Genomic DNA, 22,884 nt, shown 5'->3' on the forward strand with positions numbered 1-22,884 from the left:
CGTCATGAGCCGGTCAAGAACGGATTTTCTTTACCAGTCGTTTCCATGCAGCAACTGTTTCCGGTTCGGCTCCGTCTCCGGTTTTACGCCCGTAATACAGACGTTCGTATTTTTCAGTCAGTGGTTCCATATCACCGCTGCCGTAAATGTCATTCACCCGCCCGGAAAATTCCCGCAGTGTTTCCCCATTGGTTCGTTTCACGCGCGCTGTCCGCAGCAGCCTTATCAGTGCCTGATAGGCACTTTGAAACTCTGCATCGGAGTGCATATGCCGGTATTTGAAAAGAAGATAGCTGGCCAACAGCTTCCTCCGGAAAAGCCAGCCGGCTCCAAGGAGGAGGACAACCGCTGCAAAAAAGGGCCACAGCGGAAGTCTCCAGTCAATGCCGGCGCCCCCGGATGTATCCTCCTGCTCTTCTTCGTTCTCTTCTTCTGATTCAGGAGTTGTTTCCTCTTCTTCGGGTGCTTCTGCTTCTTCCTCCGCCGGCTCATCTTCAATTTCAGGTGCTTCTTCCGAGGCTTCATTGTTTTCATACGTGTAATTAAACTCTGAAGAAAAACCTTTCGTCGGTTCAAACGGGACCCATCCGACCTCCGGAAAATACACTTCCACCCAGGAATGCGCATTTTCATTGGTGACCTCCACCTGGTTTTCATTTCCCGGAGCCTGGTCACCTTCCGTGAACCCTTTTACCCAGCGTGTCGGTATATCCAGCGTCCGGAGCAGCACCGCCATCGAAGTCGAGTAATTGTCGCAGTACCCGGTCCGTGATTCAAACAAAAACTGGCTGACATAATCCCCGCCTTCCGAGGGAGCCGGGATGTTTGTCGTTTGATAGGAAAAATCCGGACCGCGCAAATACCTTTCCACCGCTCTTGCCTTTGCATAACGGTTATCATCTTCCTCGGTAAGGTCTTCGGCGAGCTCCTGAATTTCTCCCGGGAGATCGTCCGGAAGCTGTGTGAAGTATTCTGTTACTTCCTCCGGGTCTTCTGAGTCATCAGTAACAGCACTCATCTGCTCTACGGGGAAATCCGCCGTTTCATACGCCACCGTATAATTCGTTAACGACGCCGGCTCCCCGCCAGTCTCAAATTCCGCCTGGGTTGTCCAGGTATCTACCGATGCTTCTATGTCTTCTTCAATAGAAAGAAACGAACCCGGATAAAAGGCAAAATCAAATTCCTGGGTTTCTGCCATTTCAACGTTTACTTCCTGTTCTTCCGTCTCGATACTCTCATTATATAAGCCGGCCTCAGAAGACGTCTCATCAGGGGCATCCACTTCCCACCCAAGACCGGTGTAAACATTTTTAGCTTCGCCCCGCCAGTAGCCGTTAATATCACCGGAGGCAGTAAACACCGGCATATCACTCATTTGAAATCCGCCGCCCAGACGTTCATCGGTATCGTCATAGCCAATCTTCTGTACGCCCTGGCTGCTTCCGGTGCTGCTTTCTCCCCACGTTAAAAACGGAACGGGGTCAGGCCACCGTGGTTCACTTTTGGGAGCAAGCACGCCAACGCCCCCGGCTATAATCAAAAAGACAGCCATAATCAGCATCCACCGGCTAAAGACCTTTCTCTGTGCCTGCCTGTCTTCCGCACGTGATACGATACGATCCCACTGAAGCAGTCCTAAAAGCAAAAATCCTATAACAAAAGTACGGATTACCGCAAACATTCCATCGTATTCGAAAAAAGTATCCATCACGCCAATATAAATTATTGTAAACGTCAGAAAAAATAAAATTCGGCGGGATTGAACTACCCAGAAATAAATCAAATAGCTCATAATAGCGAGCAGAAGCATAAACAACACACTGCGGAACATATCAGTTAATGCGTACCACTGGCCGCTGATAATATAACCAATATTTGTCTGTACTTCTGCAGCCAGGGAAACCAGCCAGCCCGGCTGCAGCAGCGACTCCTCGTAAAAAACAGTGTTTATGCCTGTCAGTATGACCAAAAGTACGATGCCAATAATCGTCCACCAGGGTGGACGCAGATAAATGACAACAAAAAAAGCGGCAGAAACAACCATAAATACAGTAACTGAACCTGTTCCGGTAGCTTCCGGCAGAGGCAGCAGCCATTCTGCCAGCAGGAAATAACCAAGAATATAAACAATCAACTTTTTCCAGGTATGCTCCGGTTTAACCAAATAATTATGCCTCCTCTATAACAATTCAAAACCATCCTCGCCCGGCTGAATATAGTAGATATGAATATTGGTATGCCGCAGTGCTTCCACACCTTCGCGGCGCGAGACTCCGCTCTCATCAGAAAGCAGCGCTACAATGATGGAACGCTTCTGGCCGGCCCACTGTTTTAATTCTTTAATTCTAATTTCAGAAAGTACCGGGGTAACATAAATTAATGCTTCAAGCCCCGGGGCCTGGCGTAAAAACGGCGAGGCCTCTGCTTCTGTATTCAATTCTACATACGCCAGACTCTGATAAATACGCTGAAAATGCTCTTTCGAGGTTCCTGGTTGCTGCAGGACCTGCTCGGAAGCCGTGACCCCGCAGCCAATCGGCATTTTCATCTGATAGGCATACTCCGTCAAAGAAGCAGCAAATTCCACCGCGGTTTCAAATAATTCAGACGTTATATCAACGGCGTTTTCAAGCAGCAGAAAATAACCCTCTCCTTTTTCGGATTCAAATTCTTTCGTGACAAGCTTTCCGGCCCGGGCCGTTACCTTCCAGTCAATGTTTGCCATCCGGTCCCCGGGAGTGTAATCGCGAACTCCTGCCACATTCACAGATTCGCTTTGCAGCCGCTGCGACAGCGATACTGCTTCAGAGGAGCTATCTGCCGCTGTATTCCAGTTCGCTAATTTTCTCATTCTTGGAAGCACCACTACTGTGGAAGAAACTGGAATATCATAATCCTTCTCCACAAAGCCAAACAGATCACCGGAGCGAACGCGGAGATAGTCGATGGTGTGCTTTCCCCGCCGTCTGCCCCTAATACTGTAAGAATAGGAGGCCTCCCTTTGAAAAAAAGGGAACACCAGGGTTTCAGCGGACGTTTCCCAGTCCCTGATTCCGTACGGCTGGTGATCCCGGATTTTTACATATATCAGTGGAAACGGAATTCTTTTTTTCAGCGTAACCTCGACTTCTGCAGAGCCGTTGAATGAAAGCATCTCAGCTGTCAGCCTGCGCTCTGCCTTTAAAGAACGAAGTGGATAAATTAACAATAATAATTGCATTACCGCAAGAGTTGTCACACTGTAAAATAAAAACCAGCTGACAAAGCCTCCCTGAAACATAGCGTAAATAAATAATACAGCTAATGCAGCCACAACAGCTGCCAGCTGCATTACTTTTCTTCCGATTTTTAAAAACCGAGTCATGGGCGTACCGCCGAATCACTGTCTGATGCCGGCACACGCACACTCGATAAAATGTCCCGCACTACAGTTTCCCCGTCTTTATCCGCCATCTGCTGGTCTGTCTGCAGAATAAGACGGTGGCCCATAACAAATGGCGCAAGATACTTCACGTCATCCGGAGTCACATAGTCTCTTCCTCTCACAAAAGCATATGCCTGTGACACCTTCATCAGCGCAATTGACCCTCTTGGACTGACGCCAAGATAAATATCGCGGTGGTTTCTGCTTTCCCGCACGATGGAAACAATATACTGTTTCACTGACTGGTCTACATGCACGTTTTTCACGAGTTCCTGAGCCTTTAAAACGTCTTCAAGACTCATTACAGAGGAAAGCTCGTCAATTGGATGGGTGAATTCCACGCGCTCGAGCACTTCTATCTCCTGCTCTTCTGTCGGATAACCGAGCCGGAGCTTAAACAGGAAACGATCGAGCTGGGCTTCCGGCAGAGGATACGTCCCCCCGTACTCTACCGGATTCTGTGTGGCCATTACAAAAAATAAACGTTCGAGGCTTCTCGTTTCGCCGTCCACTGTTACGCTTTTTTCCTCCAGCGCTTCGAGAAGGGCTGACTGCGTTTTCGGGGAAGTACGGTTAATCTCGTCTGCGAGCAGAACGTTTCCCATTAATGGACCAGGACGGAATTCAAACTCCATCGTCCGCTGGTTATATATAGACACACCTGTAACATCTGATGGGAGGAGGTCCGGGGTGAATTGTATCCGTTTAAAACTAGCGCCAATGGATTTGGCAATTGCCCGCACCATCATCGTCTTTCCCACGCCAGGCACATCTTCAAGCAGGATATGCCCACGGGCCAGGAGCGCTGTCAGGCTTAATTCAATTTCAGCTTTTTTTCCGACCACGACCTGCTGCACGTTTTCGATGACACGCTGCAACGCTTCACGTTCGTTCACCAATATCTTTCTCCCCCTACTTTATATGCTCTCGCTCTCTAAATCATATTAATCTTATCACAATTACCCACCCCTAGAAAGAAAACCGACTATCCCTGCTCCCGGTTTTCGGGCAGTATTTTTCTCCGCTCCACCGGTGATTTCAACACAATTGACGTATTAATATTTCCGTAGGAAATCAGGGTATCAACAAGCTCTCTCAGGCTGTCCATTCCTTCTACCGCTGCTTTAATAAAATAGCTTACTTCCCCAGTTACCCGGTGGCATTCCAGTACCCGTGTATCCTCTGCAATCATTTTTTCAAAACGGGGGATCGTATCCTTCAGTTCGCTCACCTGGATCATCAGAAGCGTATCCCGGCCCACTGCTTCCGGGGAAACCACTGCACTGAAGTGATCAATAATTCCTCTCTCCTGCAGCCTTATCATTCGTTCAGAAACGCTTGGACGGCTTAAGTTTAATTTCTTGGATAAATCACTTACTGATATTCTTCCATCCTCCTGAAGCATCTCGAGCATTTCAACATCAATATGATCCATTCAAACGCACTTCACCTTTCTTTTTGAATGTAAATTATATGATATGTATTCATTTTTAATATTTTTAAGCTTATTATCCTTCATATAATTATTCAACCTTGGAATCTTTTTCCTTATACTAGAAGTATCCTATTGTTGAAGGGGAGACGACCGTTGATAAACATAACCAACATACTACAAGTCCTGGCCGGATGTTTGTTAGCTGCCTTCGGCATTACTCTGCTCCAGCATGCTGATTTAGTCACCGGAGGCACGGCAGGCCTGGCGCTCGGCTTGACTTACATCCTGCCGTTGTCTTTTTCGGCTGTGTTTTTTATCATTAACCTGCCTTTTTATGTGTTTTCTGTTGTGCATATGGGATGGAAATTCACGCTGAATACAATCGCCGCAGTGTCTCTGCTTTCCGCGCTGACAAGCCTGAGTTACTTTCTTCCTGCTTTCAGCATCCATCCGGCTGCTGGAGCCATTTTCGGCGGTGTCAGCATAGGCGCGGGCATATCGATACTATTTATGAACAACACCTCGCTCGGCGGCGCTAACATTCTCGCATTATTTCTTCAGCGCCGGCTCCAGTGGAATCCCGGCAAAGTCAATTTATCCTTTGATGTACTCGCTGTAGCCGTTGGGCTTGCTTCTGTCGGCTTAATCGCAGGCACTTATTCCACACTATCCATTATTGCTACTGCTTTTGTGCTCAGCATAGCTAAAGGAAAAATCGCCGCTTCAAGGCCCGTTCCTAAAGCGAAGCCCCGTTCCTCACGCCAGGGTGCACTGATCGAAAAACAATAAATCAAAAGCAGCTTCCCCGTGGGAGGCTGCTTTTTCAGCTTTCAGTCAAGCCCCCCGCCAGTGCTGCAGCTGCTTTCTTTTCATCATCAGCCACAGAAGCTTCAAACAGCTTTTCCTGCTGAAGCGGCGTGTACTTCATGTCAAAGCCATGGTGCCAGGCAATTTGGCGAACGAACTCCCGCTGTGTTCTGCCATTTCCTTCACGGAATGGATGAATGTGATTAAGGTCATTATAAACTGGGGCAAAGGCTTCGGCGAAAGCTTCTCTGTCTCTGTACGTCAGTTTATTTTTTTCCTGGACGGAGTCTCTTAGATGACGCAGACCTCTGTCGATAAATGCTGCAGGCAGAAAGGATGTTCTTCCTTTAGCAAGATCCACCGTCCGAAATTCTCCAGCCCAGGCGTATACATCAGAAAACAGCCGCCGGTGAATACGCCGTATATGCTCTTCATCAAAGGAGCCAAGCACCTTTTTTGCCGTCATCATCTGCTGCAGACGGTACGTTGTAATAATCTGCTCGATTTTCTCTGCTTTGGCTGCTTCCCGAAAATTCATTTTGTTTATAAGCACTCCGCTGTCTCCATACGTGTAATAGGATTCGCTCATATTATAAACGCCCTTCCGCTACAGAAGCTGTCACTTCTTTAATCGTCATTTGCCCGTCGCGAAGCTTCCGCACGGCTTCGATATCTTTTTCTGAAAAAACAAAACCTTCTACTTCTGCAGAAACAATCGCGTTCTTAAGCTCCTGTTCTTCGGGCGTATCCGGGAAATCGTATTTGTCCACTGCGGACAAGCCGTGTTTTTCATGCATTGTTTGCCCTCCCCTGCCTGTAATGAAACTATTTTGCTTTCTTCTCGTTTCCTCCCGCTCTCTCCTGCCCAGGGTAAAAGAAAATCCTTTTTTTGAGCGGTTTTTCAGGTGCGGCCTTCGTTAGTATCGTTTGGGATACTATACCACTTTAAAGTGGGTACTTCCATGCCTGAGCCTTTTCCTAGTATGATGAACTCTACATACACCTGCATACTATAATAAAAATTAGAGGAGGGTTTACGCATGACTAATGTGATTGATCCCGCTGTTTCTGTCGGGCCTGTGCAGCTCCGCGTGCAGGATATCGGACGGGCCGCTGCTTATTACGAAAACGTGATCGGCCTCCGGATACTCAGACGCTCATCTTCTGCCGCAGTTCTCGGCGTGCCGTCAGACGCACTCCCTCTCGTCATGCTTCGGGAAGTGGAGGGTTCGATCACTCCCCCGCGCACATATGCCGGGCTGTACCACTTTGCTGTTCTTCTTCCGGACCGTGCGTCCCTTGGAGCTTTCATCCGTCATCTGCACAGCACTGGTGAGCGGTTCGGAGCCTCTGATCACAGTGTCAGCGAAGCTCTCTATCTGACTGATCCAGACGGAAACGGTATCGAGGTTTACCGTGACCGCCCCCGAACAGAATGGCTATATGACAGCAACGGATTCGTGCACATGACCGTGGAGCCCCTTCATGAACAACAGCTGCTTCAGGCGGGAAAAAATACGCAGTGGCACGATATTCCTGCCGGAACTGTGATGGGACATGTTCATCTTCATGTGCACGACATGGAGGAGGCTTATCATTTTTATGTAGAAGTGCTTGGACTTGGACTGACCGCCGACCCGCAGAAATTCCCTGCTTTTTTTGTTGCTGCCGGCGGCTATCATCACCATATCGGGCTTAATCCATGGGCAGGAGCACAGGCTCCTAAAGCATCTATACGAAATACCGGCATCGATATGTACACACTTGTGCTTCCCTCTGACCGGGCTCTGAAGTCTGTTGCCGACAGGCTGGAGGCCGCCGGTTATCCTTTTCACCGCGAAAAACATGCTTTTTACGTTACCGATCCTTCGGGCATTGTCGTATGCCTTACCGTAAATTCCCCGAATACCGCCCTGTCTTCTGCTAAGATAGTCCAGCTGACTGAATAACCTTTCGCAGTGCGCACGATAAAAAGCAGCCGCATCTAAAAATACGGCTGCTTTTATTATTCATTTTTTGATAACAGCTGCATATCAAATGCTGCGGCCGATATACTTTTTGAAAGCTCCCATTTCCGGATTTCAACCAGCTCTACTGCCCTGTCACTGAAAAAGCGGATGCCGGTAGAAGCTTCTGCCGGGTAAACGCGGGCACTCATCACCTTTTCCCCGTCCTGCATAAATACTTCTACCGTGGAGTGATCGATAAAAATATGCAGATACAAGAGGCCTTTTTCCAGAACAACGTCTGTCGTTCTTGTTCCTCCGGGCCCCCTGCCGGACTTTTCACGATCAAGCGTTATTTTTTGCTCGTGTGTATTATATACAAGCTTCGTTTTTTCCCCTGTACCTTCATTTGCGAGAATGTCCAAACCACTTTCTTCTGCCTTTAGCGGATCTATAACAACCTGAAGCTCCAGACAGTTTCCTTCGACACCTTCCATCTGTCCTTCATCTTCAATGATGACGCCGCGGTGTTTCACTTCTTCTCCGCGCAGGTCTGCCAATTCCGGCAGAGGCCGGCTTTTCCATAGGCCCGCTTCACAGGACAAAACGCGCGGCAGGCTCATCGCACCAGCCCACAATTCTTCTTTTTCCGGCATATCACTTTCCCACATCGCAAACCATCCGATAACGATTCTGCGCCCAAAGCGGTCCAGCGTTGTCTGCGGGGCGTAAAAATCAAAACCATGATCGAGCGGGTGGAACACGTCAAAATCAAACGTTCCCTTCTCGAGGTCCAGGTCACCTACGGCAAACACCGCCTGGTGCAGATTATGATACCGTTCCCCTTCCGGGAGCACGCCCTGCGGGGACATCACAAGCACGTCAAAGCCGTCAAGCCGTAAAAGATCCGGGCATTCCCACATGTAGCCCATATTTCCCCGGCCTGCTGCCAGTATGTTCACGAATTCCCAATCCAGAAGGTCTTCTGACCGGTAAAGAAGCACCTGGCCGACGTTGTCTTCTGTCCGGGAGCCAAGCACTGCATAATAATAATCATTTTCTCTCCACACTTTTGGATCCCGGAAATGATTCGGATGTACTCCTCCTGCAGGGGCTTCTGATATAACAGGATTTTGAACGTGCTTTTCAAACCGGAGACCATCTGAACTTGTGGCCAGACACTGAACCTGCTTTAAATCTTCATCCGGGTCCGGGCCCGTCCACACATTACCTGTATACATTAAGACTAACTGTCCGTCCGCCTCCACGGCACTTCCCGAAAAGCAGCCATCCATATCATATGGTTCGCTTGGCGCCAGCGCGGGCGGAAGATGCTCCCAATGGACAAGGTCCGGGCTTTTAACATGGCCCCAGTGCATGTTATCCCATTCCGGTGAGTACGGGTGATACTGATAAAACAAATGATATTCACCCTTAAACATACTGAAGCCGTTAGGATCGTTCATCCAAGATACAGGAGCTGTAATATGAAAGGCGGGACGCCAGTACTCCTTTTTGTTTTTCTTTTGTATGGATGCAATGCCTTTCACTGCTTCGTTTATTTGCTGCTGATGATTCATGTACCGGCACCCCCTAAAGCGTAAACGACAGCTTCAAACGGCCGCAGGGTGATTTCCTTTATCCCCTCTGCCCGGGTATCTCCGTAATTATTTAATATCAGGTCCGGAGCCTGGACTGCAAATTCCCCGGGGAGCTCACAGCTTGTTTTAGTATCGTAAAGATTCACCATAATAAGCATTCTGGTACCCTCAAGAGTTCTTATATACGCCATAACCTGCGGGTGGTCCGGAAGCGCAAGGTCAAATGAGCCGTATATAAGCGTTTTCCATTTCTGACGCAGCCGTATTAATGTTTGATAGTAAGTAAATACAGACGGGGATCTCTTTTTTTCCTGTTCGACGTTAATCGTAGAATAATTCGGATTAACCTTCAGCCAGGGCGTGCCTGTCGTAAAGCCGGCGGACGGACTGCTGTCCCACTGCATCGGGGTGCGGGAGTTGTCACGGCCGGTCTTCCAGATTGTTTTCATAATATTTTCGTGCGGCGTTCCTGCCTGACGTTCCTTATGATAAAGGTTCCGAATGGCAATATCATTGTAATCTTCAATGGACGGGAATTCGACGTTGGTCATACCGATCTCCTGCCCTTGATAAATAAACGGGGTTCCCTGCATGAAAAAGTACATCGTTGCAAGCCCCGTGGCCGTTTCATACCAATAGTTATCTGCGTCTCCCCATGTAGATACTGAACGCGGCAGGTCATGATTCTCTAAAAACAAAGCGTTCCAGCCGATACCGTCCAGCCCCTTCTGCCACTTAGCAAAAATTTCTTTCAACGCAAAAATGTCCGGCCGGCTGTCGCCTCCTTTTCCCCATAAATCAACGTGGTCAAATTGAAAGATCATATTAAATTTGCCGTTTGTCTCCCCAACCCATGCGTCCGCTTCTTCAATTGTTACTCCGTTGGCTTCTCCGACAGTCATAATATCGTAATGGTCGAACGTTTCTTTCTTTAGTTCCTCAAGGTATGCCTGAATGCCTGGCTGGTTTAAATGACCGTCGAATGAAGGCGGATAGTCTTCATTATTCGGATTTGGTACGTCCGGAAGGCCGGGTTTCTTTTTAATATGGGAAATAGCATCTATGCGAAATCCATCAATTCCTTTATCGAGCCACCAGTTGACCATATCGTACAGATCACGGCGGACATCCGGGTTTTCCCAGTTCAGGTCCGGCTGCTTACGGGAGAAGATGTGCAGAAAATACTCTTTGGTACCCTCGTCCCATTCCCAGGCCGACCCTTCAAAAATGGACCCCCAATTATTTGGCTCCGCGCCATTTTCCGGCTGCCGCCAGATGTAGTAGTTCCGGTATTCACTCTCTTTGGAAGAACGAGACTCCACAAACCATGGATGCTCATCGGACGTATGGTTAATGACCAGATCCATGATCAGGCGCATTCCCCGCTGATGCACTTCCCCGAGCAGCCTGTCAAAATCCTCCATCGTCCCAAACTCCGGCATAATCGCCTGATAATCACTAATGTCGTATCCATTGTCGTCATTAGGCGAGGCATATACCGGACATACCCATATCACCCCGATACCAAGCTCCTGCAGATAGTCGAGCTTCGAAATAATTCCAGCGATATCGCCAATCCCGTCCCCGTCTGCATCCATAAAGCTTCTCGGGTAAATTTGGTAGACGACCGTTTCCTTCCACCATGTCTGCTCCATTGTTTATACGCCCCTCTGTAAATAAAAATGGTAGTATTGCGGCTTTTTATTTCACCGCGCCTTCCGAAACTCCTTCGATAATTTGTTTTTGAGCTATAAAGTAGAAAATAATAACTGGAACCACTGCAAGCACAAGACCGGCGAGTGCCAAATGCCACTGAGTCGTATACTGGCCGAAGAAATAGAACATTTTCAGCGGAATTGTTGCATTGTCCTGGCCGAGCACCAGTGACGGCAGCAAATAATCGTTCCAGATCCAGATAACATTTAAAATGGCAACAGTTACTGTGATCGGTTTTAACAGCGGAAAGATAACAAACCAAAACATTTGAAAACGATTGGCTCCGTCAATAATTGCTGCTTCATCCATCGATTTTGGAATGCTTTTGAGCGCCCCGTGGTATAAAAATATAGCCAGACTCGAACCAAAACCAAGATACATAAAAATCAGGCCGGCTCCGTTCAGCAGGTTCACCTGACCGAAGATCGATGTAAGAGGAATCATTACGGACTGAAACGGAATAAGCATAGCGGCCACGAATACAAACAGCAGCGTCGTGCTGAGCCTGCTCGGATTCCGGGCGAGCGCATAGGCTGCCATCGAGGAAAATATAACAATCACGGCGATGCTCACACCGGTAATCATAACAGAATTAAATAAGGATTTTAGAAACTCGAGCTCCTGAAAGGCCGTAATGAAATTCTGCCATACAAAGGTGCCAGGCAGAGCCATAACGCTTTCAAAAATTCCGTCCGGTGTTTTAAAAGCGTTGGTAAGCATCAGATAAAAAGGAATTAACCATAGCACTCCAAGGACTATTCCCACAATTTCAAGCGGCACCAGTCTGCGTTTTTCGGCTTTGGTCATACTCATTACATTTCAACCTCCCGGCGTTTGTTGTAGTAAACCTGGGCGAGTGCAATCGCCGTTACGATAATAAAGAAAATCACAGCTTTACCCTGGGCATAAGCCATATCGTTTTCGACGAATGCCGTCCTCACGATGTCCATGGCAAGCATCTGGGTTGAGTCGAACGGGCCGCCATTTGTCAGTGACAGATTCTGGTCATAAAGCTTAAAACCAGTCGAAAGCGTTAAAAACATGCTGACCGTAAAGGCTGGGGCGAGCAGCGGAAACAATATACTTTTGAAGCGTTCAAAAGCCCCTGCCCCGTCGATTTTTGAAGCTTCAATCAAATCACCGGGAATGCTCTGCAGATAAGCAATATAGATAACCATGATATATCCGGACATCTGCCAGGCGGTAAGAATCACAAGCCCCCAGAATCCGGTGGCGGTCGTAGAAAGCCACCCCTGCATCGCTTCAATATTTAAAGCCGTTCCTATTTCACTGAACACGTTAACGAAAATGAACTGCCAGATGAAGCCAAGAATCAAGCCGCCAATCAGATTCGGCATAAAGAAAACAGTCCTAAGCAGATTGCTGCTTTTTAAGCTTCTGGTCACGAGCAAAGCAAGACCGAGACCAAAAATATTCAGCAATATGACTGTCGCGACGGCAAATAAAAGTGTGAACCAAAAGGCGTTGCGGAACTCACCGTCCTGAAAAAGGCTGATGTAGTTTTCCAGTCCGACGAAGCTGCTGATGGACACCCCATTCCAATTGGTAAACGACAAACCGAATCCGTATAAAAACGGGAGAACAACCACTGCTCCGAGGGCAATGAGTACTGGGGCCAAAAATAACCAATATGCTAAACTCCGATCATTCATCGTACTCCTCCTGACATTGCTCATAATGTATCTTTTATATATTCTTTATGAAATTACCGGTTTTTACCGCTCTATTCTGTCGAACGTTCTTCTTTCCATTCTTCCTTCGAAGCTTCTATCGCTTCGTCCCACGTATAATCACCGCTTAAGTAGCGCTGCATTTGAGAGCCGAGGAAACCATCCCATGCATTTGGATAGCTCAGTTTAATCCAGTTCAGTGTTTCATCGTTCTGAATGCTTTCGTTTACCTGCTGGGATAAGGGATCGGAAATTTGCGATGTATCGTAATCTTCATAGGCCGGTACAAAGTTAAAGTCATTTAAGACAGCATCTTTGCCGGTTTCAGAATTGTTCATCCAGTCCAGAAACGCCTCTGCTTCCTGGATGCTTTGATCATCGTTATCCTTGTTTACTGCCCAATAGTTCGGGACGCCGACCGGTATTTCTCCTTCATGCCCTTCCACCGGAATCGGCATCATGCCTATATCTTCGTTCGCAAACTCTTCATCTGCCTGAGCAAGCGACGGATACACCCAGTTCCCCTGCTGGATGATCGCGGTATCACCCTGGGCAAAATATTCCTCCACCTGCTGGGCATAGGTCATGCTGAGAACCGGAGTAATCGAATATTCCGCCTGTAAATCAAACATCCGCTGATACTCATCTTCGCGTTCGAAATCTACTGTTTCTGCCTCATATGCTTCTGTACCGCTTTCATTAAATTCAGGCGACAGATAAGCGTTGCCAAGATCGCCGCCAATGACCCAGGATTCTTTTCCTGGAAAAGCGAATACTCCGTCAATACCAAGCTCTTCTTTTTGGCTGTCCATTGTCTGTACCGCTGCTTCTAAATCTTCATATGTCTGAATGTCATCAGCATTAACTCCGGCCTCTTCAAAAATACGTTTATTATAAATCAGTCCATAGCCTTCGTAGTTGAACGGCAGTCCGTACACTTCGTTTCCTTCACTTACCTGCTCCAGAGTGCCATCAAGAGCTGTTTCAGCTGACTCGGTGTCCGATAAATCCTTCACATACTGATCAAACTGCTGCAGTTCCCTGGGACCAGCTACGCTAAATACATCCGGTGCATCTCCCGAAGAAAAACGAGATTTCAGCGTGCCCAGATAGTCTGATCCTCCGCCTACGCTTGTAATTTGAATATTCACATCCGGATTTTCTTCTTCGTATTCCCTGGCCAGTTCTTCAAAGGCATCGTTAATTTCTACTTTTCCCGTCATGATTTCTACTTCTGTACGGTCATCATCTGCTCCAAACGATTCAAACGAGCAGCCGCTAAGTCCTAAAGCTGAAAAAGCGATTAAACAGAGGGCAGGTTTTTTCACGGTGCACACTCCCTTAGGCGTTCATTTTTTGTAAGTGCTTTCAAGTTGCATTATACGTATTTAAAATTATATGTCAAACGTTTTCATAAAAATAAGTCATATTATTCTCCTTCACTGTTTTTATTTTCATTAAAGCCTTTACAAATAAGCATTTTTAATAGATTATTTAATTATAAATTATAAGTTAACGTTTTCATAAAAGATGCCCTTGTGAAATAAGTTATAATAGAATTAGAAGAATGTTTGTTTGAGGGAGAGAAGGTGCCTATGTCCAGCATCAAAGATGTCGCAAAATTATCCGGGGTTTCCGTGACCACTGTTTCAAGAGTTATGAACAACCGCGGCTATATTGGAAAAGAAACAAGAAACCGGGTGGAAAAAGCTATGAAGGATCTTGATTACCAGCCGAACCAGATCGCCCGGTCGCTGCAGCGCAGCCGTTCGGGGTTAATCGGCGTAATTGTGCCGGACCTGGCACATCCATTCTTTTCTGAACTGATTAATGAAATTGAAGCTTACGCAATTGGCCGGCATTACAAAATCATCGTCTGTAATTCTCTGCACGATGCCGAAAAGGAAGCCAATTATATAAATATGCTCCGCCAGAACCGGGCGGACGGTATTATTGTATGCAGTCATACATTGTCTACCGAAAAATATGAACATGAAGAAATGCCGGTTATCTCCTTTGACCGCGTGATTTCCCCTTCTATTCCCTATGTCGCCAGTGATAACTATCAAGGCGGAGAGATTGCCACCAGACACCTCATTGAGAGCGGGTGCAAAAAAATCCTTCATATTTCGGGACCGCTCGAATACGACCTGCTTGCCAACCGGCGCAAGGACGCCTTTGAATTAACAGCTATGAAAGCAGGCGTCGCTTATAGGAGTATCGAAGGTGCCTATATTGAAGCGACCTTTGAAGATAATTATAAATTTATTGAAGAACAGATCAGTACTGTTCTTAAAAATTATGACGGCATCTTCTGCAGTAACGATCTGCTCGCTTACGCGTTATATGTTTATGCCTCAAGACATCATATCCATGTACCTGATGAACTGAAAATTATCGGCTATGACAATCACAGCTTCACCCGTATGCTGCAGACACCCAGGCTGACTACCATTCAGCAGCCACTCGATAAATTGGGAGAATCGCTTGCGTTTTCCTTAATCAATAATATTGAACGGCAGGATGACCGAAAGCATAATCAAAACATCGTCCTCGACGTTCAGTTGATTAAAGGTGACACTACCTGAAAAATAATAAAACAACTTCCCTCTTGGAAAAGGCGGAAGTTGTTTTATTTGCTCTGCTTGTATAGGAAAACATGGACAGAAAGAAATTCAGCTGATATGATAAATATTGATTGATAATGATTATCACTACTGAATGACTTTTTAATGTTGAAAGAGGATAAAAATGCGTCAACAAACGGAACCCTCTACCTATAAAGACGATATTACTTCACGTCCTGTAACAGCTGTACTAATGTTTATTGCCGGCCTTCCTATACTTGGATTTATTTTTTTGCTTTCGATTTCTGTCGGCGCTGCAGACGTGGAAATTGGTACTGTTTGGAACGCATTGTTTCACTATGACGCTTCCCTGAATGATCACGTCGTGATCCGTGAGCTTCGTCTTCCAAGGGCTATCGCAGATATTATTGTCGGCGCCTGCTTCGCCGTAGCCGGAGCCATTATGCAGGGAATGACAAGAAATCCACTGGCCGAATCCGGGATTCTCGGCATCAACGCAGGTTCAATTTTTATGGTGGCAGTCTGTTTTGCATTTCTGCCGGGTCTTTCTTATAACCTGCTGATCGTTTTTTCTTTTTTAGGCGCGGCGATCAGCATGGGACTGATTTTTGGCATTGCTTCGCTTTCACGCATCGGCCTGACGCCTCTTCGCATGGTACTTGCCGGGGCGGCGATTAATGCATTATTCACTGCATTAAGTGAAGGCATCGCGATTCACTTTGATCTCAGCCAGGATATTGCTTTCTGGTATGCCGGCGGACTGTCCGGCGTCCGGTGGGAACAGCTGCTGCCAGCCCTCCCGTGGATGGGGGGAGCGCTTGTATTTGCAGTCGCCCTATCGAGGTCTGTCACTATTTTAAGCCTTGGGGATGATATCGCTTCGGGTCTTGGGCAGCGTGTCGGCCTGATCAAATTACTCTGCACACTTGCCGTTTTGTTTCTCGCCGGCATTGCCGTGTCTATTGCGGGTCCTATTGGATTTGTCGGCCTCGTTATTCCTCACGTTGTCCGGTTTTTCGTAGGAGTCGACTACCGGGCTATCATTCCGTGCTCAATCGTCGTGGGCGGGATTTTTATGTCGCTCGCCGATATCGGTGCCCGGATTATTAATCCGCCGTACGAAACCCCTCTCGGCTCTTTATTCGCGCTTATCGGTGTGCCGTTCTTTTTATACATTGCGCGCCGCGAGAGGAGGGAGCTCTAAATGCATTCTATATTTTCCGGCGAATGGGAACGAAAGCGCCGCCGACGGCGCATTTTCGTATTCAGCTTCCTCGCCATTCTAATATTTATCGTACTGCTGTTCAGCATGAATTCCGGTGTTACCCCGCTGGGACCGTTTGAAGTGTTAAAGACGCTCTTCGGTTTTGGCGACAGCAACCAGAACCTCGTCCTATTTCAGTTCCGTCTTCCCCGGATCGTTATCGCACTTCTTGTCGGAGCGGCTCTTGCCGTTTCAGGATGCGTACTGCAGGGAATCTCCCGTAACAGTCTGGCCGATCCGGGTATTCTCGGTATTACTACTGGAGCCGGTTTGTTTGTAGTTTTATATATTTCGTTTTTCAGCTCGATTGACGCCGCTTCACCGTATCTACTTCCGGTATTCGCGCTTTTTGGCGGCCTGCTGGCTGCGGCATTAATTTATATTCTTGCCTACGACCGGCAGCTCGGCCTCGTACCGATGAGAATGATACTGACTGGCATCGCAGTAGCTGCCGGGCTGAATGCACTGATGACCGTTCTCATGCTGCGTCTGCAGCCGGAGCAGTTTGACTTTGTCGCTATATGGCTGGCTGGAAGAATTTACGGGTCCACCTGGCCTTATGTATATTCGTTTCTTCCCTGGTTTATTATATTATCGATTTTCATTTACTACCGGTGGCGCGCGCTCGATACTCTCACATTCGGCGAACAGATGGCAAAAGGGCTCGGCCTCCGGGTGGAAAAAGAGCGTCTTTTACTTACCTTCGCGTCAGTGGCGCTTGCGGCATCGGCTGTTTCTGTCAGCGGCGGCATTGGCTTTGTCGGACTGATTGCTCCTCATATAGCACGGAGGCTGATCGGCCCCAATCATGCGCTGGCTCTCCCTGCCTCGGCGCTTCTCGGAGGTCTTCTGCTTTTGTTTGCGGACACACTCGGCCGCACTATCATTCAACCTTCGGAAATTCATGCAGGGATTGTCGTTGCCGTTATTGGCGCTCCTTATTTCCTATACCTGCTTGCCAGAAGCAATGTCTAACTTTATCACCCTGAAAGGATGTTTATGCGATGATCGAAACAGATCAACTCCATATTGGTTATGATCAGCAGACAATCGTAAACGATTTAAATATTGAGATTCCTTCTGGTAAAATTACCGCGCTCGTCGGCGCAAATGGCTCCGGAAAGTCTACCATTCTAAAGGCCCTATCCAGGCTGATGAAGCCCTCGAAGGGTGCCGTTTACTTAAACGGCAACTCCATTCACAGCCAAAAAACAAAAGAACTAGCCAAACAGATGGCCATTCTTCCCCAAAACCCTGAAGCGCCGCAGGGCTTAACGGTTACGGAGCTTGTAACATACGGGCGGGCCCCCCATCAGCGCGGTTTTGGTTCCTTAAAAGCCCATGATAAAGAAATGATCGGCTGGGCAATTGAAATCACCGGCATGCGCGAATTCGCCAACCGCCCAATTGATCATTTATCCGGCGGGCAGCGCCAACGGGCGTGGATTGCCATGGCTCTGGCACAGGAAACCGACACCCTGTTCCTGGATGAGCCTACCACTTTTCTTGATATGGCCCATCAGATGGAAGTGCTGAACATTCTTGAAAAGCTAAATGTTCAGGAGCACCGGACAATCGTGATGGTCGTGCATGATTTGAATCATGCCAGCCGCTACGCCCACCATATTGTTGCCATCAAACACGGTAATGTTGTAAAGACCGGCACTCCTCACGAGGTGATGGAAGCAGGAATTATCGAAAAAGTGTTTGGCATTAAAAGCGATATTATTAAAGATCCCCGTTCCGGAATGCCGCTCTGTCTTCCTTATAATTTATGCGAGGAACAGGGAGCCTCCCCAATATTTGGATCCTAAAAAGAGAGCCGTGCATTATTATGCCGGCTCTCTTTTGCTATAACCATTTTCTCAAATGCCACTCATCCCGGATAGTTATTCCGTTCACACCGACAAGCGGGATGGAGGGCTTATCCTCCCGGGCTCTCCTCGCAGCATCAACATGTACACTCGCCAGCTGAAACCCCCGGCGCCGGTAAAAACGAAGCGCGTATTCATTCTCATTTGTAATGACGACCCGCAGGTCTTTCACTCCCGCTTTTTTTAAATACTCTTCTGTATACATAAGCAGACGGCTCGCATGTCCCTGTTTCTCAATTATACTGTCCAGAGACACAATTAAACCGATGCTGCCTTCGTATGTATAAGTAATCGCTGCGGCAAGTACGCCCTCTTCCTGGACACAGAATCCTTCAAGCTCCGGCAGTACATACGTTTGATTATTAACATGCATTTCATTTGTTTCCCAGCAGGTGGCAAAAAAATCCTTTTTCTTCTGCCAGTCAATTTCTTTCATTGGTTGAATGTTCACAGCGTTTCCCCCTTTTCCCAATTGCTGGTCAATGTCCATTCCAGTCGTTTGATCCATCGGCGTTGAATAGCTTCCGGAGAACGTTTTACCCGGCCAAGCGCCCGGTAAATCACAGCAAGACTATAGGCTTTAATGTTTTCATCTGTAATCTTCATTGTACGAATATTTACGTACGTCTCTAAAAATGCACGACGGAGTTCTCTGTACCTTTCAGGGGCGTGGAATGCTGCGTTCCATAATGCCCAGCTGATGTCTATCATCGGATCGTTCCATCCGGCCCACTCCCAATCGATCAGGACTGCTCTATGGCTTTCGTTCAGAATCATATTGTGCGGCCCCGCATCTCCGTGAACAAACGTAATTTCCCCAGGTGTCCGTGCCTCCCAGGCTTCTACAGCCTGCTGATGCATGCCCCGTGGAGGCAGCGTATCTATACCCAGCTGCAAAGGCTCCGCATTCCGGTCATACTCCCGAACCTTCCCAGAGCGGCTGTGCACCTCAGAAGCAAGCACGGCAGCAAGCTTTTTATAGGCTTCAAGCCAGAGGGAAGAGTGAGGCGGCAGTTTAGAGATATTTTCTCCGCGGTGATAGCTTTGCATAAATGAAAAATAGCCCTCTGAATCCAGACAGCCCGCTGGAGCCGGGAGAAAGGATCCGCCCTGCAGCTGTTCGAGCACTTCATACTCCCTGCGCAGATAACTGCCGCGTCCTTTCTCAATTTTCAATACACGCTGTCCCGACGTCTGGGTAACCAAAAAGGTGTGGTGGCTGAACCCTCCCGTCAAACGTTCGCTCGCGAACGGGCCAATGATTTTTTCCCATTCCTTTTTTATATCTATCAGCATGTGTCATCTTCCATTCTGTCATTCTCTGTGTTCTGCTTTTTTCTTTCCCGTTCAGGCCCTTCCAGAACCATTTTTTACCCAAGGAGCAAAAAAAGACCCGGGACATTTCCCGGGCACCGGCTGTTTAACTTCCTACAAGCTTTAATGCTTCTTCGCCCTTAATACTGACGCTTACCTTCCCGTCGCTTTTTAATACCCTGGTAATGTTCGCTTTGCCAATCCTTGCACTGTTTCGTTCTGTATAAAAAATCATGCTGCGTACATCACAGTTCTCATACATTTCTTCAAACAGCTCGATATGATGAGGGTTTTCAAGCTCTACATACCACACTTCTGCCGGCTCGTAATCATATACAGTTAAAAGTCCTTTATCGAACGTCAATGGTGTTTGTGCGTGTTCAAACTTCAGTCTCGTTAAGCGATACTCTTTCATCGGTAACGCCCCCCTTAATGAGTTCCAAAGACTTCTACTCCGGGTCTGTGTTTTATTGTTTTCCCTATTTTCACACATTTTAAAAGTGATTTAAAGCGCTTACATGCTTTTCTATCTTTCAGCTGTGTGCTGGCAGCCGGTATAAGCGCTCATTCAGTCCCACAGGTATTTTTATTACTGTTTGCTTCCCAGGAGCCTCAGTTCTCCACTTCCTTTAAAGCTCACACTCACTCCCGAGCTGCTTTCTGTTACTCTGGTGACTTTAGCGAAGTCGATTCTTGCGCTGTGGCCATCAGTAAAAAAAACCACTTCCTCTTCTGTATCTTTTTTCTTCCATTCATTTAATAATTCCAACTCTGAAGGCTGTTCAATCTCGGCATACCATATACTGGCTTCATCGTCATAAATAGTCAGCGATCCCCGTGAAATATTGATCGTTTTCGCTGAATGTTCGAGCTTTATTTTTGTGAGACGGAATTCCTGCATGAGGTTAGACCCCTTTCTGCGGTTATTTGCGGTATTGCTTCAGTTCGTCGTATACAATGGCAGTATACAGGGTATGTGAGATAGTATATTGTTTTTGATATCAGCTCCTTTTACTTTTTTGCATACATTTGCGATAGTTCTCGCTTTTTCTCCGTGATATGCTGTATCTTTCAGCATTTCTGACACTAAAATTAACAGTTGACGCAGGTGATAATGATGAATCAGCACTTTGAATGGGTGAATATTGCCAAAGGTCTCGGCATAATTCTTGTTGTCCTCGGGCACGCTCCTATTGATGATATTCTACGCCAGTATATTTTCGCCTTTCATATGCCTTTGTTCTTTCTTTTATCCGGGGTTACATTTAAAGGCGGTTATACTGATCTTCGGCCGGTCGATTTCGCCAGGAAAAAAGGCCGTTCACTGCTTATACCTTATTTTACCTTCTCCATCATTACATATACATTCTGGTTTTTTCTCGAGCGTCCTCTTCTGGGTAAAGATGACGTTGACGCTATTATTCCCGCTCTTGGTATCTTTTACTCTGCCGGAGACAACTACCTGCTCACCTACAATCCGGCTATATGGTTTTTGACCTGCCTGTTTGTCGTCGAGGTTGGCTTTTACCTGCTGCTCAAATATGTGCCGTGGAACATTGTCCGCGTTATCAGCATTGTTGCTGTCGCTGCGGCAGGATATTTTTCCACACGCTGGTTTGACTCCATGCTCCCCTGGAGCATTCAAGTAGCTACTGTGGCTGTATTATTTTTCGGACTCGGTTATTTGTTAAAGGGCCACACAAAAATATTCGAACACTCCTTCGGCTGGGTCGCGGCGGCCGTAACACTGAGTTTGATTTATCCGCTCATTCAATTTACGAACCGGATCGACATGCGCTCCGGGGAATACGAGTCTATTCCTATCTTCATTTCTACTTCTCTGCTCGGCATTGCGGGTATTTTATTTTTAAGCTTCCGTCTGGCAGGAAAAAGCCGCATCCTCAGTTATTTGGGACAGAACTCACTGATCATTTTCGCTTTACATTTTATGATTTTCGCCATCATTCGTATCACGCTTCAATACGGCTTCGGTATTGAAGGCAATCCTATGCCTATTACTTCTTTATGGGGAATTATGTTTACTGTAGTTACGCTTATCATCAGTGTGCCATTCGTATATTTAATTAAAAACAAAGCTCCATTTCTTATCGGCAAATAACACCCCGGCCTCCTTCTGGACCGAAAACTGTAAACAATCAAATACCTGTGTTAAGATAATACGTATTGGCTCTCACGAAGCAACTTTTAAGGAAGGTCGGTGCATGAAAAGACAAACACCAAAGAGAAAATTACAATACTGGATTTTAAGCCTTTTGGGTCTTTTCGCTGCAGGATTTTCTGCGTTTATCCTCTACACAAGCTGGCACGAGGACCGCTCGGTAATGTCCGTAGTGACAAACCTTGCTGACGGCTCAACCGGCAAAGACGGGCCTTATCCGGACAGGCCGGAGTACCAGCTTCCCGAAGAAACTGAGGCCCGTTACGATTACGAAAAAATGACATTAAACGGCATGGACAACTATGTACTCGATAACGAACAGCCCGCAGAAAAGAAAATCATTTATCTGCACGGGGGCGGCTATGTCAGTCAGCCGAACCCCCGTCATTTTCAGTGGCTTGCAGGAGTGCAGGATCAGACCGACAGCACGGTAATGCTTCCTGTTTATCCGAAAGCCCCGCAGCATCAATATGAAGAGACCTTCGAAAAGCTGGTGCCTCTCTATATGCAGACACTTGAGAACACAGAAGCTGAAAATATTATCATTATGGGGGACTCCGCCGGCGGGGGACTGGCTCTTGCACTTGCCCAGGAGCTAAACCGCCAGGGCATCGAACAGCCGGGAGATATTATCATGCTTTCTCCGTGGCTTGACGTCAGCATGACAAATCCCGGCATCCAGGATTTAACTTCGGTAGATCCTTTTCTTGATCTGGAATGGCTGCTGAACGCCGGAGCTTCCTATGCCGGAGACGCCGATTTGAGAAATCCGATGGTAAGTCCGATTTATGGAGATATGACCGGACTTGGAGATATGACTTTAATTGTTGGCACTCATGAATTGTTTCTTGCGGATGCCCGGAAGTTTTCTGAGATTACCGACGAGAAAAACATTCCCATCAACTACTATGAGTATCCGGAAATGCCTCATGTGTTTCAGCTCCAAGACACCGATGAAGGCCGCCGGGCCACACAGCAGATAGTTAACATCATTAACGACGATGCAGAGGATACCTCCACCACAAATTAAGGTGGAGGTATT

General features: G+C 47.2%; 23 protein-coding genes. 8 read left to right on the plus strand and 15 right to left on the minus strand.

Features of this window, described 5'->3' with window-relative positions:
• Positions 1 to 13: 13 nt before the first annotated feature.
• The 4 genes from ACTRXI_RS11030 to ACTRXI_RS11045 all read right to left on the minus strand — a co-directional run bounded on the left by ACTRXI_RS11030 (position 14) and on the right by ACTRXI_RS11045 (position 4,862).
• Positions 14 to 2,167 carry a transglutaminase TgpA family protein gene (locus tag ACTRXI_RS11030; RefSeq protein WP_474262479.1) on the minus strand — a complete coding sequence of 718 codons (2,154 nt, stop codon included), beginning with the start codon at positions 2,165 to 2,167 and terminating at the stop codon, positions 14 to 16.
• A gap of 15 nt (positions 2,168 to 2,182) precedes the next feature.
• Positions 2,183 to 3,367, minus strand: coding sequence for a DUF58 domain-containing protein (locus ACTRXI_RS11035; protein WP_474262480.1), 1,185 nt, complete (start codon positions 3,365 to 3,367; stop codon positions 2,183 to 2,185).
• Positions 3,364 to 4,323 carry an AAA family ATPase gene (locus ACTRXI_RS11040; RefSeq protein ID WP_474262584.1) on the minus strand — a complete coding sequence of 320 codons (960 nt, stop codon included), beginning with the start codon at positions 4,321 to 4,323 and terminating at the stop codon, positions 3,364 to 3,366. The genes ACTRXI_RS11035 and ACTRXI_RS11040 overlap by 4 nt, the downstream gene beginning before the upstream one ends.
• An 89-nt stretch (positions 4,324 to 4,412) precedes the next feature.
• Positions 4,413 to 4,862, minus strand: a complete 450-nt coding sequence (locus ACTRXI_RS11045; protein ID WP_474262481.1) for an Lrp/AsnC family transcriptional regulator — start codon at positions 4,860 to 4,862, stop codon at positions 4,413 to 4,415.
• 153 nt (positions 4,863 to 5,015) lie between these two features.
• Here ACTRXI_RS11045 and ACTRXI_RS11050 point away from each other — a divergent pair, with 153 nt between their 5' ends.
• Positions 5,016 to 5,651, plus strand: coding sequence for a YitT family protein (locus ACTRXI_RS11050; protein ID WP_474262482.1), 636 nt, complete (start codon positions 5,016 to 5,018; stop codon positions 5,649 to 5,651).
• A 34-nt stretch (positions 5,652 to 5,685) separates the two neighbouring features.
• Here ACTRXI_RS11050 and ACTRXI_RS11055 read toward each other — a convergent pair whose 3' ends face one another.
• Positions 5,686 to 6,258: a Fic/DOC family protein gene (locus ACTRXI_RS11055; protein WP_474262483.1), complete on the minus strand. Its 573-nt coding sequence runs from the start codon at positions 6,256 to 6,258 to the stop codon at positions 5,686 to 5,688.
• 1 nt (position 6,259) lies between these two features.
• Positions 6,260 to 6,466: a hypothetical protein gene (locus tag ACTRXI_RS11060; protein ID WP_474262484.1), complete on the minus strand. Its 207-nt coding sequence runs from the start codon at positions 6,464 to 6,466 to the stop codon at positions 6,260 to 6,262.
• Positions 6,467 to 6,709: 243 nt separating this feature from the next.
• Between ACTRXI_RS11060 and ACTRXI_RS11065 the strand changes: the two genes are divergently transcribed.
• Complete coding sequence (locus tag ACTRXI_RS11065) at positions 6,710 to 7,618, plus strand: VOC family protein (protein WP_474262485.1); 909 nt, start codon at positions 6,710 to 6,712, stop codon at positions 7,616 to 7,618.
• A gap of 56 nt (positions 7,619 to 7,674) precedes the next feature.
• Here the strand turns inward: ACTRXI_RS11065 and ACTRXI_RS11070 are convergent, their stop codons facing one another.
• The 5 genes from ACTRXI_RS11070 to ACTRXI_RS11090 form a co-directional block, all read right to left on the minus strand.
• A complete protein-coding gene (locus ACTRXI_RS11070) occupies positions 7,675 to 9,195 on the minus strand; it encodes a glycoside hydrolase family 32 protein (RefSeq protein WP_474262486.1) in 1,521 nt (506 codons plus the stop codon).
• Complete coding sequence (locus ACTRXI_RS11075; protein WP_474262487.1) at positions 9,192 to 10,871, minus strand: glycoside hydrolase family 13 protein; 1,680 nt, start codon at positions 10,869 to 10,871, stop codon at positions 9,192 to 9,194. Before ACTRXI_RS11075 ends, ACTRXI_RS11070 begins: the two co-directional genes overlap by 4 nt.
• A gap of 46 nt (positions 10,872 to 10,917) precedes the next feature.
• Positions 10,918 to 11,739: a carbohydrate ABC transporter permease gene (locus tag ACTRXI_RS11080; protein WP_474262586.1), complete on the minus strand. Its 822-nt coding sequence runs from the start codon at positions 11,737 to 11,739 to the stop codon at positions 10,918 to 10,920.
• Positions 11,740 to 11,744: 5 nt separating this feature from the next.
• Positions 11,745 to 12,605 (minus strand): carbohydrate ABC transporter permease, encoded by an 861-nt coding sequence (locus ACTRXI_RS11085; RefSeq protein ID WP_474262488.1) that lies wholly within the window; start codon positions 12,603 to 12,605, stop codon positions 11,745 to 11,747.
• A 71-nt stretch (positions 12,606 to 12,676) separates the two neighbouring features.
• Entirely contained in the window at positions 12,677 to 13,951 is a 1,275-nt protein-coding gene (locus ACTRXI_RS11090; protein ID WP_474262489.1) for an ABC transporter substrate-binding protein, read from the minus strand.
• 267 nt (positions 13,952 to 14,218) lie between these two features.
• Here ACTRXI_RS11090 and ACTRXI_RS11095 point away from each other — a divergent pair, with 267 nt between their 5' ends.
• The 4 genes from ACTRXI_RS11095 to ACTRXI_RS11110 all read left to right on the plus strand — a co-directional run bounded on the left by ACTRXI_RS11095 (position 14,219) and on the right by ACTRXI_RS11110 (position 18,289).
• The gene (locus ACTRXI_RS11095) at positions 14,219 to 15,211 is read left to right on the plus strand and encodes a LacI family DNA-binding transcriptional regulator (RefSeq protein WP_474262490.1); all 993 of its coding nucleotides are present in this window, start codon (positions 14,219 to 14,221) and stop codon (positions 15,209 to 15,211) included.
• 163 nt (positions 15,212 to 15,374) lie between these two features.
• Positions 15,375 to 16,415, plus strand: a complete 1,041-nt coding sequence (locus tag ACTRXI_RS11100) for a FecCD family ABC transporter permease (RefSeq protein WP_474262491.1) — start codon at positions 15,375 to 15,377, stop codon at positions 16,413 to 16,415.
• Positions 16,416 to 17,450, plus strand: a complete 1,035-nt coding sequence (locus tag ACTRXI_RS11105) for a FecCD family ABC transporter permease (RefSeq protein WP_474262492.1) — start codon at positions 16,416 to 16,418, stop codon at positions 17,448 to 17,450.
• Positions 17,451 to 17,479: 29 nt separating this feature from the next.
• Positions 17,480 to 18,289: an ABC transporter ATP-binding protein gene (locus ACTRXI_RS11110; RefSeq protein ID WP_474262493.1), complete on the plus strand. Its 810-nt coding sequence runs from the start codon at positions 17,480 to 17,482 to the stop codon at positions 18,287 to 18,289.
• A 37-nt stretch (positions 18,290 to 18,326) separates the two neighbouring features.
• On the opposite strand, the gene ACTRXI_RS11115 is transcribed toward ACTRXI_RS11110, so the two are convergent.
• From ACTRXI_RS11115 to ACTRXI_RS11130, 4 genes are all read right to left on the minus strand, one after another.
• A complete protein-coding gene (locus ACTRXI_RS11115; RefSeq protein WP_474262494.1) occupies positions 18,327 to 18,800 on the minus strand; it encodes a GNAT family N-acetyltransferase in 474 nt (157 codons plus the stop codon).
• Positions 18,797 to 19,645: a phosphotransferase family protein gene (locus ACTRXI_RS11120; protein ID WP_474262495.1), complete on the minus strand. Its 849-nt coding sequence runs from the start codon at positions 19,643 to 19,645 to the stop codon at positions 18,797 to 18,799. The genes ACTRXI_RS11115 and ACTRXI_RS11120 overlap by 4 nt, the downstream gene beginning before the upstream one ends.
• Positions 19,646 to 19,769: 124 nt before the next feature.
• Positions 19,770 to 20,078, minus strand: coding sequence for a hypothetical protein (locus tag ACTRXI_RS11125; RefSeq protein ID WP_322526122.1), 309 nt, complete (start codon positions 20,076 to 20,078; stop codon positions 19,770 to 19,772).
• Between the two features lie 174 nt (positions 20,079 to 20,252).
• Entirely contained in the window at positions 20,253 to 20,564 is a 312-nt protein-coding gene (locus ACTRXI_RS11130; protein ID WP_474262496.1) for a hypothetical protein, read from the minus strand.
• Positions 20,565 to 20,777: 213 nt separating this feature from the next.
• Between ACTRXI_RS11130 and ACTRXI_RS11135 the strand changes: the two genes are divergently transcribed.
• Together ACTRXI_RS11135 and ACTRXI_RS11140 are read left to right on the plus strand one after the other, a co-directional pair.
• Entirely contained in the window at positions 20,778 to 21,782 is a 1,005-nt protein-coding gene (locus tag ACTRXI_RS11135) for an acyltransferase family protein (protein WP_474262497.1), read from the plus strand.
• Positions 21,783 to 21,885: 103 nt separating this feature from the next.
• The gene (locus ACTRXI_RS11140; protein WP_474262498.1) at positions 21,886 to 22,872 is read left to right on the plus strand and encodes an alpha/beta hydrolase fold domain-containing protein; all 987 of its coding nucleotides are present in this window, start codon (positions 21,886 to 21,888) and stop codon (positions 22,870 to 22,872) included.
• Positions 22,873 to 22,884: the final 12 nt, after the last annotated feature.

The organism is Marinococcus sp. LNHM4E3-1, from assembly GCF_056034405.1.